This window comes from Lachnoclostridium phytofermentans (assembly GCF_000733755.1).
In the GTDB taxonomy this organism is placed as follows: Bacteria; Bacillota; Clostridia; order Lachnospirales; family Lachnospiraceae; genus Lachnoclostridium; species Lachnoclostridium phytofermentans_A.
In genome coordinates this window covers 504807-520345 of record NZ_JPOF01000006.1, presented here as the reverse complement: position 1 = coordinate 520345, position 15539 = coordinate 504807, and the positions used below count along the sequence as shown (strand labels likewise).

The following is a 15539-nucleotide window of genomic DNA, read 5'->3' as shown; positions in this document are numbered from 1 at the left end:
TGAGCCATTAGCTGCTCCTATAAACAGTCGTAGCATGGAGGCTAAATATGAAGATTATAAAGAATGGTAGACTAATAAGCTCTGAAAAGATGCGAAAAGCGGATATTGCAATTCATAATAACAAAATCAGTGAGATTTCTGAGAATATCAGTCCAAAGGATGAGGATGAAGTCTATGACGCCTCAGGTTGCTTTGTTTTCCCAGGATTTATCGATGGTCATACACACTTTGACATGGATACCGGGACTGCACATACCGCAGATGATTTTGTCAGCGGTACAAAAGCAGCAGTGATTGGTGGAACAACCACGATAGTAGATTTTGCCACTCAGGAAAAGGGCCAATCACTAAAGGAAGCTTATGATATCTGGATGAAAAAAGCAAAGGATAAGAGCTCTTGTAATTATCGCTTTCATATGGCGATTACCGATTGGAATGATAGGGTAAAAGAGGAGATAAGTAAGATGCCAGAACTTGGAGTTACTTCCTTTAAGATGTACATGGCATATGATAATTTAATCTCCAACGATGCTGAAATTCTTGCTTGTTTACAAAAGATAAAAGAAATTGATGGTGTTTTAGGGGTCCATTGTGAAAATGGTACGTTAATCAATGAGTTAACGAAAGAAAAGATTGCTGCTGGTGAGACTTCACCTAGTGCTCATCCCGCATCAAGACCCGATTATGTGGAGGCAGAAGCGATTAATCGCTTAGCATATATCAGCACGTTAGCCGGACATCCGGTTAATATTGTTCATCTTAGCTCATTTGCAGGGTTAAATGAAATTAGAAATGCAAGAAAAAGAAATCAGACCATCACAGTAGAAACATGTCCGCAGTATTTATTATTAGACGATCACTATTATGATTTAAATCATTTTGAAGGTGCTAAATATGTGATATCCCCTCCGTTAAGAAAAGTAGAGGATAACAAGGCGTTGATTCAGGCAATTGTAGATAGGGAAATTGATACGATAGCAACCGATCACTGCAGTTTTAATTTTAAGAAGGATAAGGAATTGGGAAAAGAAGATTTTCGGAAAATTCCAAATGGTGCGCCAGGAGTAGAACATAGACCTCAACTGATCTATACCTATTTGGTAGAAGAAGGCTATATCGATGTGATGAGAATGTGTGAACTTATGGCAACAAATCCAGCAAAGCGCTATGGGATGTATCCGGACAAAGGAATATTAGAAGTGGGTTCTGATGCAGATATCGTTATTTTTTCTCCTGATTATGAAGGTGTGATTACATGGAGTAAACAAATACAAAATGTTGATTATACACCATATGAGGGATTTAAAATAAAAGGTCAGGCAAAAACCGTGTTTGTTAATGGCGAATGTGTTGTGCAGGATGGAACTATTGTTAAAGAAAATCAAGGAACCTATGTATTGGGACCAAGATGAGTGTGAAAAGAAATTCTATTTCTGCAAAGTACGCAGACTAAAAATTCCTAAACTTCACACGGGAATGTGCATAAGAATGGAGGTAATTATGTATCAGGTGAAAATTAATGGCTCGATTTATGAAAGCCAGGAAGATAAGAAGCTTTTAGATTTCCTTCGTTATGATTTGGGATTTACATCAGCAAAGGATGGATGTAGTGAAGGTGCTTGCGGTACTTGTACTGTTTTAGTGGATGGTAAGAAAGCGAGAGCTTGTATTTTTACTCTTTCTAAGTTAGTTGGAAAGTCAGTCATCACGGTAGAAGGATTGAGCGAGCGTGAAAAAGAAGTATATGTATATGCTTTTGGAAACACGGGAGCAGTTCAATGTGGATTTTGTATTCCTGGTATGGTAATCTCAGCAAAATCATTACTGGATAATAACCTAGAACCTACAAGAGAAGATGTTAAGAAAGCAATTATGGGTAACATCTGTCGCTGTACCGGTTATGTAAAGATAGAAGATGCTATTTTATTAGCTGCAAAGATGTTCCGTGAAAACTTACCCGTTCCTAAGGATACTGGAAATGGTAAAGTCGGAGAGCATTTTAAGAGAATTGATGCAGAGGAAAAGGTACTTGGTACGGGGGAATACGTAGATGATATTACCATAGAAGGTATGATCTACGCTAAGGCATTACGAAGTAAATATCCAAGAGCAATTGTAAAAGATATTCGTTTAGAAAAAGCATTAGCACATCCGGACTGCGTGAGAATCCTTACTGCAGAAGATGTTCCGTTTAATAAAACAGGTCATATTGTTCCGGATTGGGATGTACTCATCGCCAAGGGTGATACCACCAGATATATTGGTGATGCGATTGTTTTAGTCGCTTCTACTAAAAAAGAAACGTTAGATGAGATTTTAAACCTTGTAGAAGTTGATTACGAAGAATTAACACCTCTAACAAAACCAGAAGAAGCAATGAAAGAAGGGGCACCGAAGTTACATACAAAGGGAAATATTTTAACAAGAGAAAGCATTTCCAGAGGAAATGTAGACGAAGCAATTAAAAATTCCAAATATATTGTAACAAACCATTACTCTGTACCTATGACGGATCATGCTTTCATGGAGCCGGAATGTGCAATCGGTATCCCGGATGGGGAAGGTTTACTAATGTATACTGCTTCTCAATCCGTGTATGATGAGCAACATGAAATTTCCAGAATGTTAAATATCGACCCTTCTCTGGTTCGTTGCCAGACAAAATTAGTAGGTGGCGGATTTGGTGGTAAGGAAGATATGAGTGTTCAGCACCATGCTGCATTAATGGCTTATATTACAAAGAAACCAGTAAAGGTTAAATTTTCAAGACAAGAAAGTTTAAATATCCATACGAAACGTCATGCTATGGAAATCGATATTACTACTGCATGTGATGAAAATGGTATCTTAACTGCAACGAAAGCCACCATTATTTCTGACTGTGGAGCTTATGCAAGTCTTGGTGGCCCAGTATTACAAAGAGCATGTACTCATGCCGGCGGCCCATATAATTATCAGAATCTTCAAGTGACAGGATATTGTGTGTATACCAACAATGTACCAGGCGGAGCTTTCCGAGGATTTGGTGTAACTCAAAGCTGTTTTGCTCAGGAGCAAAACCTGAATGAACTTGCTGAAATGGTTGGTATCTCTCCATGGGAATTCCGTTATAAAAATGCAATTCGTCCTGGAAATGAATTACCGAATGGTCAGATTGCATCGGAAGATACCGCATATGTGGAATGTTTAGAGGCAGTAAAAGAGGCTTTCGAATCTAGTCCATATGCAGGTATTGCAGGATGCATGAAAAACTCAGGAATCGGCGTTGGTCTACCAGACATCGGACGTAGTAATTTAAAAGTGGTAGATGGTAAAGTGCATATCTTAACTTCTGCAGCATGTATTGGTCAGGGAATTGGAAATGTTATGCTAAGTATGGTATGTGAAACCACAGGCTTGGAGCCATCCAGTATTGTATATGAACGTGCAGATACTGCAACAACACCAAACTCAGGAACAACAACTGCATCACGTCAAACCTTATTTGCAGGAGAAGCAACAAGATGTGCTGCCGAAAAACTAAAAGATGCTCTTAAGACAAAGACTTTAGATGAATTAGAAGGCGAAGTTTTTGAGGGCGTCTATAGCGGTGTAACAGACAAGATGGGAGCAGATAAGAAAAACCCAGTCAGCCACGTGGCTTATGGTTATGGTGTTCAAGTCGTTATTATGGATGAGACAAAGAAGGTAACCAAAGTAGTTGCTGCCCATGATGTCGGTCGTGTTGTGAATCCAAAGGCTTGTTCCGGCCAAATTGAAGGTGGAGTTGTGATGGGGCTTGGGTATGGATTAACAGAAGATTTTGTGATGGAAGATGGATATGTGAAAACAAAATACGGTACCCTTGGGTTATTTAGAGCAACGCAAGCACCTGAAATCGAAGTTATTATGGTAGAAAAGAATGATCCGAATGGGCTAGCTTATGGTGCAAAAGGAATTGGGGAAATCTGTACCGTACCGACTGCACCAGCTGCTGCACATGCTGCATATCGTGTAGACGGTAATCGAAGGTTTTCCCTACCAATAACAGGGACAGCATACAGAAAATAAATTTACATTGTCATTTACTAGTTAATAGATTTGCAAAAACAATAAAGTTTACGGGGTAAGGATATGGCAAAAGATAATAGAAAGTTAGGTGCTGGTGAAGTTGTTCCTTTGGCTTTACAGCATGTAGTAGCCATGGTAGTCGGCTGTGTAACGGTTCCAACCATTCTTGGAACGGCTGGAGGGATTGCTAGCGATGATTTGGTTATTATGATGCAAGCTTCACTACTATGTGCGGCGATTGCTATTTTGATTCATGCTTTTGGTAAATTCGGAATTGGTTGTAATCTTCCAGTAATTATTGGTAGTGGGTTTGCATTCATACCTACCCTTACCAGTATTGTTAAGACAGATGGTATGTCTGGTGTATTAGGTGCACAGTTAATAGGGGCTTTGGTTGGTATTGTAGTTGGTCTTGGGTTTAAAAAGATAAGATTTTTATTCCCACCAATTGTTACAGCTTCCGTAGTATTAACCGTGGGGATCTCCCTTTATGGAACTGCTGTTAAGTATATGGCAGGTGGAGAAAATAGTTCCATCTTTGGAACTCCAAAAGCTTGGATTGTAGCACTGATTACCTTGGGTTCCGTATTATTCTTTTCACAGTTTTGTAAGGGTATCTTAAAAGTATCCGCGACTTTGTTAGGTCTTATGATAGGGTATGTAGTAGCTGCGTTTTTTGGAATGGTAGACTTTACAAGGGTTGCAGATGCAGCAGTAGTTTCACTTCCAAAACCGTTCCATTTCGGCCTTAGTTTTTCTGTGGGTGGAATTGTATCTATGATAATTATTTTTGTGATTAATTCTATACAAGATATTGGACAGTTTGAAGCAACTACAGCAGGAGCATTTAACCGAAAAGCAACCGATAAAGAATTATCCGGTGGTATAATTGGAAATAACATCACAAGTGCAATTGGAGCAATCTTAGGTGGTACTCCGAATGCTACTTGCGGACAGAATGTAGGGATTGTAGTAACTACGAGTGTAACGGATCGAATTGTATTTGTTGTGGCAGCTTTGATTATTATGGTAACTGCGTTGATGCCAAAGCTTGCCGAAGTTTTTCTAACAATTCCGCTTCCGGTACTTGGAGGTGCAACTATTACAGTATTCGGAAGTATTGCAATGACAGGTGTTAGAATGTTATCTGGTGCTGGTTTGACTCCAAGGAATTTGTCCATTGCAGGTCTTTCTGTTGCATTGGCTGTAGGTTTATCAAGAACTCCTGGTGCATTTGCTGGTTGTCCTGAAGTGGTTCGTATGATTTTTGGTGGAAGTGAAATCGTTATTGTAGCATTAATTGCTATTGTTTTGAATTTGATTTTGCCAAAGGAAAAACAGTCCTAGTTCACATTCCTTTATCGACTTAAGTAGAGTTTTCACATTCTTAAATCATTGGTTTTGCCATAATACGGCATCCCATATATTTGTGTATTATGTCATTATTTTAAACTGTAATAGGAAAAAACACAGTTATAAAACAAGCGTTAAAACGCTAGAATTGAGGTTAGGTATTATGAAAGAGACATTTAAAAGTGTATTTTATCCAAGAAATAATAATGAAAAATCAAACATTGAGTTTTTAAATTACGAGGAAGCAAGCAAAGCTCATGCATTTCATGCTAGCTTTCCAGTATATAGCGAAACTCCTTTAGTAGAGTTAAAGAACTTAGCAAAAGAAATTGGCGTGAAAGATATCCATGTAAAAGATGAGTCCTTCCGTTTCGGTCTAAATGCATTTAAAGTATTAGGTGGTTCTTATGCGATTGGACGCTTAATTGCAGATAAAATCGGAGAGGATATCAAGAATTTAACAGCAACTAAAATGGTATCAAAAGAAGTAAAAGAGAAAACTGGAGATATGGTTTTTGTTACAGCTACGGATGGTAACCATGGACGTGGTGTAGCTTGGACAGCAAATCAGCTAAACCAAAAATCAGTAGTTTATATGCCAAAGGGCTCTGCAATTGAAAGATTAAATAACATCTTAGCAGAGGGTTCCGATGCTTCCATTACTGATATGAATTACGATGAAGCAGTACGTCTTGCAGATAAGAATGCGAAAGAAAAAGGCTGGATTGTAATTCAGGATACTGCATGGGAAGGCTATGAGGATATTCCTACATGGATTATGCAAGGTTACATGACACTTGGGTATGAGATTGTAAAGCAATTAGAAGAAACAAAAGCAGAAGCTCCAACCCATATCTTCTTACAGGCAGGAGTTGGATCCTTAGCAGGTGCTATCTGTGGATTCTTTGCTAATTACTATAAAGGAAATCAGCCTAAGATTGTAATTGTTGAGCCAAACAAAGCAGACTGTATTTATCGCACTGCGGAGGCAAACGATGGAAAACTTCACTTTGTAACAGGTGACTTAAATACAATTATGGCAGGTTTAGCTTGTGGAGAGCCAAATAGCATTGGATGGAATGTATTAAGAGATTATGCAGATGCATTTATTTCTTGTCCAGATTATGTTGCAGCAGATGGTATGCGTGTTATGGCTAGTCCACTTGATAGTGATAAAAAGGTGGTATCTGGAGAAAGTGGAGCTGCTACCCTTGGATGTGCTTACAACATCTTAACTGATGATTCTCTTGTAGATTTAAAGGGTAAATTAGGTCTTAACGAGGATTCAAGATTATTATTCATCTCAACAGAAGGTGATACAGACAAAGAAAATTATCGTAATGTGGTATGGAATGGGAAAGACTCACGTTACGACGGAGAATAACATAAGCAGTTATCATTCGTAGGACGAGTGATTATGCACAGGATAATGTGAAGTAAAAAAGATTTCACATTTCTCATTTAAGTTGTATACAATCTGAAAACAGCTTGTATACACACGGGTACAAGAAAGGAGATAGCACAATGCTTAACGGAAACAGAGAACAAGAATTAATTAAATTAACACAGAAAATGATACAGGCAAAAAGCTATTCAGGAGAAGAAAAACAAGCTGCCCAGACAATAGGGGAGTTCTGTAAGGCAAATGGTTTTGATGATGTTACTTATGATAGATATGGTAACGTAATTGGAGTAATCAAGGGAAATCGTCCAGGACCAAAGGTTTTATTTGATGGACATATTGATACAGTACCTGTATCGGATGAAAGCAAGTGGACGCAGAAGCCATTTGCTGGTGAAATTGTAGACGGTAAGTTATATGGCCGTGGTACCTCTGATATGAAGGGTGCAGTATCTGCATTTACCGCAGCTGCAAAATACTTTGCAGAGGATACGAAGCGTGATTTTGCCGGTGAAATCCTAATTGCTGGTGTTGTTCATGAAGAGTGTTTTGAAGGTGTAGCAGCGCGCGAAATCTCCAAAAACTTTAAGCCAGATTATGTAATCATTGGGGAAGCAAGTCAGTTAAATGTTAAAATCGGTCAACGTGGTCGAGGGGAAATCGTAGTAGAAACCTTTGGTAAACCAGCTCACTCTGCAAATCCTGAGAAGGGAATTAATGCTGTTTATAAGATGAGCAAGGTAATTAATGCAATTAGAGACTTAGTTCCAACAGAGCACCCTGTATTAGGAAAGGGTATCTTAGAGTTAACTGATATCAAGTCTGCACCATATCCTGGAGCTTCTGTTGTTCCTGAATATTGCCGTGCAACTTATGATCGCCGTTTATTAGTTGGTGAGACAAAGGAATCTGTAATTGCTCCAATTAGAGAGTTATTAGAGAAATTAATGGCAGAAGACCCTGAATTAAAAGCGAAGGTTTCCTATGCGGTAGGCGAAGAAATGTGCTATACCGGAAACAAAATCGAAGGAGAAAGATTCTTCCCTGGCTGGTTATATGATAAAGACGAACCATGGGTTCAAGCTGTTGTAGGGGAACTTAATAATGCAGGATTTAACCCAGAGATTACACAGTATAATTTCTGTACCAATGGTTCTCATTATGCAGGAGAAGCAGGCATTAAGACATTAGGTATTGGACCTTCTCGTGAGAATTTAGCTCATACGGTAGATGAATATATTGAAGTAGAGCAACTTACTAAGGTCTGTGAATGTTACTACGGTGTAATGAAAGCGTTATTAGTATAACTATAGCAATATTAATTTAAAATCATTTGATATTCTTCTGATTGATTTTGAGGTTATATAAACAATGGAAGGCGCGTTTTGTGAACTTTTCATTGTCATTAATATTTGCTTTTCATAGCAGACAATGTTTGATATGTAAATCAATACCATACCACATCTGCAAGCAGATGTGGTTTTGACATAAGTGTAAGAGTATACAGATTGGAGTGCTGCAATTAGGTACTATCGAGCATGCTCAAGAAGAAAGAATCTAATAACATAGCATCTAATAACTTAGCATATTGAATGCGCTTGCTGATTTGATACTGTCTTAAATAGTAAGTTTGAAAAGATTTCAAACTTAACTGTAACTCTTTTGAAAGGAAGTGTGACTTATAAAAACTTTAATTAAAAATGCTACAATTGTTGATGGAAGCGGAGAGCCAGCCTATCAGGCTGACCTATTAATTCAAGAGGAAAGAATAGAAAAAATAGGACAGATTAGTGACACAGGTGTTGATAAGGTAATTGATGCCAAAGGTCTTATAGTTGCACCTGGTTTTATCGATACTCATTCCCACAGTGATTTGGATGTTTTATTGCGTCCTCAGGTAATGCCAAAGGTAATGCAGGGTATTACGACAGAAGTTTTAGGTCAGGATGGTGTTTCTATGGCACCTCTTCCTTTGGAATATATCTCAGATTGGCGTAAAAATATCGCTGGGCTGGATGGAGTTAGTGATGAAATTGATTGGACTTATCAAACAACCGATAATTATTTAAAGATGATTGAAAAGGTTGGTCCTGGTATTAATGAATGCTATCTGGTTCCGCATGGTAATATCCGTATGGAGGCCATGGGACTTGGCAATCGTCAGCCAACAGATGAAGAAATTGAGAAGATGAAAGAGATTACCCGTAGAGAAATGGAAGCAGGAGCTTTTGGTTTATCTACAGGATTAATCTATATTCCTTGTGCATATTCAGAAAGCAAAGAAATCATTGAAATGTGTAAGGTGGTTGCTGAGTTTGATGGTGTATTTGTTATTCATCAGCGAAGCGAAGCAGACACGATTGTTGATTCTATGAATGAAGTAATTGAAATAGGCAGAAAATCAGGAGTTAGAGTTCACTGGTCTCACTTTAAAGTTGCTGGTAAGAAAAACTGGGATAAAATCGATACAGTACTTTCTCAATTAGAACAAGCAAAAGCAGAAGGTATCAGGGTAAGCTTTGATCAGTATCCTTATGTTGCCGGCAGTACGATGATGGGAGCAATTCTTCCACCTTGGGTTCATGATGGCGGAACGAATAAAGTAATCGAACGATTAAGAGATCCAGAAATGCGTAAGAAGATGCGCTATGACATGGAGCATGGAATTCATGGCTGGGATAACTTTGTTGACTTTGCTGGATTTGAAAATATTTATGTAACCAGTGTAGTGACAGAGAAAAACAAAGATGCTGTTGGCTTAAGTATTACTCAGCTAGCAGAGCTTCGAAATCTAGATCCATTTACCGCTGCCTTTGACCTTCTAATGGAGGAAGAAAATGCAGTTGGTATGGTAGACTTCTATGGAGTAGAAGACCATGTGAAATTATTTATGGCTCGTCCTGAGATGAATGCTTGTACGGATGGCTTATTAGCTCCTGGAAAACCGCATCCAAGACTTTATGGAAGCTTCCCAAGAATTCTTGGAAAGTATGTACGTGAAGAGAAGATAATGACAATCGAAGAAGCAGTGAAGAAGTTGACGTCTAAGGCTGCGGAGGCTATGAGCATTAAGAATAGAGGACTGTTAAAAGAAGGTTACTTTGCAGATATCACAATATTTGATCCTAACACAATTGAAGACAAAGGTACCTTTGTTGAACCAATCCAATATCCAGCAGGTATTGAATATGTTATTGTAAATGGTAAGGTTGTGGTGGAACATGGGAAACATACCGGGGTTTTAAATGGTAGGGTAATTAGAAACAAGAGATAAACATAGGAGAAAATATATAAGAATAAACATATAAGAAGAAAGCCAGACGGTTAGATATTCATAACTGTCTGGCTTTCTTGGCAATTTGTTTAGCTACGAGCTCATAATTAATGCACCTAGTATCACCCCATAAAGTGTTGAATTCAACGGCTTTGAAGTAATAGGGCAAGAGCCGGAAGCACACCCTACCTTTTTATAATAAAGATGTCCTAAAAATCCTCCAACAACTGCTCCAAGTAATATTTTTATAACCGCCATAGATACCTCCAATTTAAAAAGTCATGCTGTTTTTACTTTTTGGTTTCTGAGTTCCTTTATAATTGCAGTTCCAGCTTTAGCTCCATCGTATACCGCTTTGGATATTTGTAATAATCCACCAGTACAATCACCTGCTGCATAGAGTCCAGGAATATTCGTGGACATGTTCTCATCGACTAAGATTCTATTATTTTCTGTAGCAGCACCAATTTTTTTCGCTAGATCGGTACTACCAGCTACTCCAACTGCAACAAATAACCCAGATACAGATAAGTTACTTCCATCTTGAAAGAAAACGGATTCTAGTACTTCGTCTCCATCAAGTGCTTCAATAGGAGTTGTAATTACCTTAATGGTTTCTGGAATAACAATGTTTGGTGTTTTGCCGTTGGTAAGAATAGTAACTGAATTTGAAGTTTGTAATAATTCTAAGGCTTCATGAAGTGCATATTCTCCATCACCTAGCACTGCAACATCCTTTCCTCTATAAAAGAAAGCATCACAGACGGCACAGTAACTAACACCGCGGCCTTCTAATTCTTTCAATCTCTTAATCTTAGGAGTATTACGGGAAGTTCCAGTAGCGATAACAACACTTGTAGCAGAGTAATCCTCATTCTTTGTTTTCACCACAAATTGATCTGTAAAATTAAGTCCCAATACTTCATCAGAGATAAAGTGTACTCCAAGTCTTTTTGCTCCTTCTACCCCTTCTTGTACTAAATATTTACCAGAAATAGGTTGACTAAAGCCATAATAGTTTTCTATCTCAGATGCTTTTCCTAATGCACCGAAATCTTTTCCGATAACCGTTGTTTCTATTCCTGCTCTAATTGTATATAAAGCGGTAGAAATACCTGCTGGACCGTTTCCGATGATAATTACATTTGCCATAACTATGACCACCCTTCTTTTGTTATTTCCTATTATGATGAGTGATTATAACAGAGTCATTGTGCGTACTTCTGTGACAAAATCACAAATGATGATTTATGACTGGAAAAGTTTGTGTAACACGCTTTTATTTATGGAAGGGTTTATCATCCACTTAAATTTTGAATGAATGAAATTACTTTTTTAGATTGAGAAAATGAAGGAACGAAGATTTTTTGCATAAAAAATTATTGTCAAATAGTATACTATTCTTGTAAAATGTTATTACTATAAATTGATAACATGAGGAGGTTACTTTTTGGAGTTAAACAAAGTAGATGAGAAAGACATTGGTCGTATCAGAAAACTAGGCTTATTATCTGTACTACCTATAGTATTTTTAATCGTAGGAATTATCTACGGTATTTATAATGGAAGTTTTCACTCGGTTATTAACGGATTTATCAATATTGTACTTACGCCAACCATCTTAGTTACAGATTTTATTGAGGTTGGTGGGATTGAAGCAGCATTTATTAATGTTGGTTTAGTGGGTCTCTTAAATATCTATATTATGCACCATTATCGACTTAAGTTGAATGGTATTTTAATTGCAGCATTCTTTACGGTTATCGGCTTTTCCTTCTTTGGTAAAAATCTATATAATATTATTCCAATTTATTTAGGTGGTTATTTTTATACTATATACAAGAAAATATCTTTTAAGGATATTATCATTGCGTTAATGTTTGGCACTGCATTAGCACCGCTGGTCAGTGAAATTAGTTTTTCTGGTTTGCTACGACCATTTTGGGCTATTGTTGTTGCAGTATGCGTTGGTATTTTTATTGGATTTATCCTGGTACCTCTATCCTCACATATGCTAAAATTTCATGATGGATATAATTTATATAATATTGGTTTTACTTCTGGAATAGTAGGTACCGTGTTAACAAGTGTACTGAGAAGCTTTGGTATCACGGTTGAACCAGTGAATATTATCTCGGAAAAAAATCATCCGGTTATTATCATAATATTACTATGCTTATTTCTTGGCTTTTTCTTTACTGGTATTTATATCAATCGTCGTGCTATAATGGACTTTGGAAAAATACTACAATATAAGGGAAGACTGATCACTGATTTTACACACCTGGTAGGTTTTGGAGTAACGTTTCTAAATATGGCGTTACTTGGATTTTTAAGCCTGTTTTATGTAATGCTGATTGGGGGTGTCGTAAATGGTCCGGTCTTAGCAGGAATTTTCACAGTAGTTGGATTTGGTGCATTTGGTAAGCATATCAAGAATTGTCTACCAGTTATGCTTGGTGTTATAGTAACGGCTTTATTCTTTGGAAATGACCTATCAACAACAGGCATCATTATATCAGTTTTATTTTCAACTACACTAGCACCAATCGCTGGTACATACGGACCAGTCATTGGATTCCTAGCAGGTGCTCTCCATATGGCTGTCGTGACTAATGTAGGAGTGATACATGGAGGTGTGAACCTATATAACAATGGATTCTCAGGTGGATTAGTTGCAGGAGTTATGATTCCAATACTAGATGCTTTTCATAAGGAGAGAAATAGATGAGACACGAGGCAAAAAAAATAGCTCAGATTGTGAGTGAAATACTAACTTTGTTCCTATTAAACGGTGCAGAGAACATTGATATAAAAGTAAATACGAAGGTTTCCCCAAATGAGCAGAATACAGAAATTATCATAATACAATATGAGTGTGAATATGAAGAAGAATTTATTCAAAAAATGAAATATAACTTAAATACTCAGCGTCAATATGAAATTGAAGGTTATTATTGGCAATTAGTTGGAGAGGACGACTCGGGTGATGAGCTTCATTTGGTTGGAGCTATGGTGGATAAAGCAAATGTTACGAAAATAGGAAAAGAGTTGCATATTCAACTCTTTAGAAAAGCGTAGCATGGAGGCTAATTATGCAAGGATATAATTGTATTATGATATTTCGTCAAAACGGTGATTTACTGTTTTGCAAGAGAAAAAAAGAACCTTATCTAGGACTCTACAATCTTGTGGGCGGTAAAATTGAAGAAGGAGAAGATGGATTTGACTCTGCATATCGTGAGTTATATGAAGAAACCGGGATTTCTCAGGATAATGTCAATCTTCATCATATGATGGATTTTACTTACTATAATCAGGATTGTTATGTTGAGGTATATGTTGGATATTTGGAAGGTGAGGTTCTTTTACAAGAGGAAGATCATCCTTTGGTATGGTTTGATATGACGGAGGATTTCTTTGATCGCAGTAAATTTGCTGGAGAGGGAAATATCGGACATATGGTGGAACAGGTTAGACAATACGGCATTGGTGAATCTAAAATTTATTGAACTAGCGGCGAATGATTTTAAATGTAATATGGATGAGATTATAGATACTATTTGTCTAGCATTCTCCGCTAATTTCATCTTTCAAGGAGGATATACTATGATACCAAAAATCCCGATGCTTGATGAGACAGGATTGATTATGCAGATGGTAGTGCCAAAGATCAAATAAAACTATAAAGCATAATAAAGTGAGGGTATTCATGGTACAAATTTTTCGATGTAATAGCGAAGAAAAGGATTTTATTAATCTAGCAAAAAGGTTAGATGAAGATTTGGAAAAAGGAAATGGAGATAAACAAAGTTTCTATCAGAAATTCAATAAGATATTAAACATTGATACTGTTATCTTATTAAAAGACGGAGAAGTGGCAGTAGGATGTGGCTGTTTCAAAGAATATGATGAAATCTCCGTTGAAATAAAACGAATGTATCTTTTGCCTGCGTATCGAGGAAAAGGATATGCGAAAATGTTATTAGGAGAACTCAAGAATTATGGGCAATATGCTAATGTTGAGACTAGTGTATGTTTTGAGAAGCTTTTATAAATATTAATGCAAGTCTTGCAATTTACTTTAAAACAACAATTATGGAGATTGGTTTGGTTATCGTTTCTAGATTTTAATATTAAGAATTTCAACTAAGGTTTTACTAACTTTTTTTGATAATGCAAAACTTATAAAAAAACGACTAGATGAGAATAATGATATGAAATTACTTAATCAAATATATTAGGAGAACTTAAATTGGAGGAAGAAAATCTACAAATTAAAATACTAGATACTATTGTTTTTTCAAAGCAGCCAAAAGAATTCTTAGAAAGAGCTAAAGCATATCAGGAAATTATATGTATCATTGTGCGATTAAGGAGATTGTCACTAAAGTTGAAATATTAAATGTAGAATTAAAAACGAAATCGAACCGTAGTCCTATTGAAATAATTAAATCTAGAATAAAAGATTCAGAGAGTATCATAGGAAAGTTAATAAGAAAAGGATTCGAAGTGAATTTAGATTCTATGATAGAACTGGAAGATATTGCTGGTGTGCGTATCATTTGTTCCTTTTTAGATGATATTTACGAAGTTGCAAATATGATTATGAAACAGGATGATATTACAGTGGTTAGGGTAAAGGACTATATTAAAGAACCAAAAGAAAGTGGATATCGGAGTCTACATATTATAATTGAGATTCCGGTCTTTTTCTCAGATAAAAAGCAACCATTGAAAGTTGAAGTTCAAATACGGACAATCGCCATGGATTTTTGGGCAAGTTTAGAGCATCAATTAAGATATAAGAGAAATTATGGAAATGAGAATGCTTTAGAGGATAGTTTAAGGGAATGCGCAGATGTGATTTCAGATACTGATCGAAAAATGCAAGAAATTAAAAGAAAAATAGATGAAATATGATATATCTGTTTTGACTTACCATTGCATTATATTGAGGAGTGTTGGAACATAAGCACGATTAACGAAAAATATTTATGAAAAGAAGAAAAATAAGTTTGTCTTTATTTGATGAAGGAAAGCTGATAGAAATATATGCTTTCCTAAGACTGTAGAAAAGAAACTTTATAAATATAGCAATGAATAAACAACCATATATATTCATTGCTATATTTTTATACCGATTTATGACATACTCTATTAAAATTGAAATTGTAACAAAGATTATTTATATAGTATGGTGTAGGAAAGGATAGCAATAATTGGTATTGCAATGAATGACGGGTCAACTTTGTTGGAAATACAACAGAACATTTTTAATTTTTGTTATATAACTATAACAGACATAAAAATTCTGATTTATTGAAATTCTATGTTAGGAGTGACCTTTTTCTAGAATTTTATTATGTCTTATAGGATATGTTTGCTATTATAAAAAAAAGAAATAGTTATTAAATAATCACAATAAGAGGATATACAAAAAATTAGAAGTTATATGTA

At 36.3% G+C, this 15539-nt stretch carries 13 protein-coding genes; 11 read left to right on the top strand and 2 right to left on the bottom strand.

From position 1 onward, the window contains the following. The first annotated feature begins 47 nt into the window (after window positions 1–47). The 6 genes from hydA to CC92_RS0115635 all read left to right on the top strand — a co-directional run bounded on the left by hydA (window position 48) and on the right by CC92_RS0115635 (window position 10079). Window positions 48–1412, top strand: a complete 1365-nt coding sequence (gene hydA, locus CC92_RS0115660; RefSeq protein ID WP_029505307.1) for a dihydropyrimidinase — start codon at window positions 48–50, stop codon at window positions 1410–1412. 88 nt (window positions 1413–1500) lie between these two features. After that, window positions 1501–4050: a selenium-dependent xanthine dehydrogenase gene (gene xdh, locus CC92_RS0115655; RefSeq protein WP_029505308.1), complete on the top strand. Its 2550-nt coding sequence runs from the start codon at window positions 1501–1503 to the stop codon at window positions 4048–4050. A gap of 63 nt (window positions 4051–4113) precedes the next feature. Further along, the gene (locus tag CC92_RS0115650; RefSeq protein ID WP_029505309.1) at window positions 4114–5397 is read left to right on the top strand and encodes a uracil-xanthine permease family protein; all 1284 of its coding nucleotides are present in this window, start codon (window positions 4114–4116) and stop codon (window positions 5395–5397) included. A 169-nt stretch (window positions 5398–5566) separates the two neighbouring features. Next, window positions 5567–6787, top strand: coding sequence for a diaminopropionate ammonia-lyase (gene dpaL / locus CC92_RS0115645; RefSeq protein ID WP_029505310.1), 1221 nt, complete (start codon window positions 5567–5569; stop codon window positions 6785–6787). A gap of 140 nt (window positions 6788–6927) precedes the next feature. Next, entirely contained in the window at window positions 6928–8112 is a 1185-nt protein-coding gene (locus tag CC92_RS0115640) for a YgeY family selenium metabolism-linked hydrolase (RefSeq protein ID WP_029505311.1), read from the top strand. 374 nt (window positions 8113–8486) lie between these two features. Continuing rightward, on the top strand, window positions 8487–10079 hold the full coding sequence (locus CC92_RS0115635; protein WP_029505312.1) for an N-acyl-D-amino-acid deacylase family protein: 1593 nt from the start codon (window positions 8487–8489) through the stop codon (window positions 10077–10079). Window positions 10080–10172: 93 nt separating this feature from the next. Here CC92_RS0115635 and CC92_RS22620 read toward each other — a convergent pair whose 3' ends face one another. Further along, window positions 10173–10337: a DUF6132 family protein gene (locus CC92_RS22620; protein WP_155998535.1), complete on the bottom strand. Its 165-nt coding sequence runs from the start codon at window positions 10335–10337 to the stop codon at window positions 10173–10175. A gap of 21 nt (window positions 10338–10358) precedes the next feature. Further along, window positions 10359–11231, bottom strand: a complete 873-nt coding sequence (locus tag CC92_RS0115625) for an NAD(P)/FAD-dependent oxidoreductase (protein ID WP_029505314.1) — start codon at window positions 11229–11231, stop codon at window positions 10359–10361. A gap of 298 nt (window positions 11232–11529) precedes the next feature. On the opposite strand from CC92_RS0115625, the gene CC92_RS0115620 reads away from it, so the two are divergent. The 5 genes from CC92_RS0115620 to CC92_RS21110 all read left to right on the top strand — a co-directional run bounded on the left by CC92_RS0115620 (window position 11530) and on the right by CC92_RS21110 (window position 15002). Next, window positions 11530–12810: a DUF1576 domain-containing protein gene (locus CC92_RS0115620; protein ID WP_029505315.1), complete on the top strand. Its 1281-nt coding sequence runs from the start codon at window positions 11530–11532 to the stop codon at window positions 12808–12810. Further along, window positions 12807–13160, top strand: a complete 354-nt coding sequence (locus tag CC92_RS21115; protein ID WP_034218527.1) for a hypothetical protein — start codon at window positions 12807–12809, stop codon at window positions 13158–13160. Before CC92_RS0115620 ends, CC92_RS21115 begins: the two co-directional genes overlap by 4 nt. A 14-nt stretch (window positions 13161–13174) precedes the next feature. Further along, window positions 13175–13591, top strand: a complete 417-nt coding sequence (locus CC92_RS0115610) for an NUDIX hydrolase (protein WP_029505317.1) — start codon at window positions 13175–13177, stop codon at window positions 13589–13591. 200 nt (window positions 13592–13791) lie between these two features. Next, on the top strand, window positions 13792–14136 hold the full coding sequence (locus CC92_RS0115600) for a GNAT family N-acetyltransferase (RefSeq protein ID WP_051650998.1): 345 nt from the start codon (window positions 13792–13794) through the stop codon (window positions 14134–14136). 299 nt (window positions 14137–14435) lie between these two features. After that, window positions 14436–15002 (top strand): GTP pyrophosphokinase, encoded by a 567-nt coding sequence (locus tag CC92_RS21110; protein ID WP_155998532.1) that lies wholly within the window; start codon window positions 14436–14438, stop codon window positions 15000–15002. The last annotated feature ends 537 nt before the right edge of the window (window positions 15003–15539 follow it).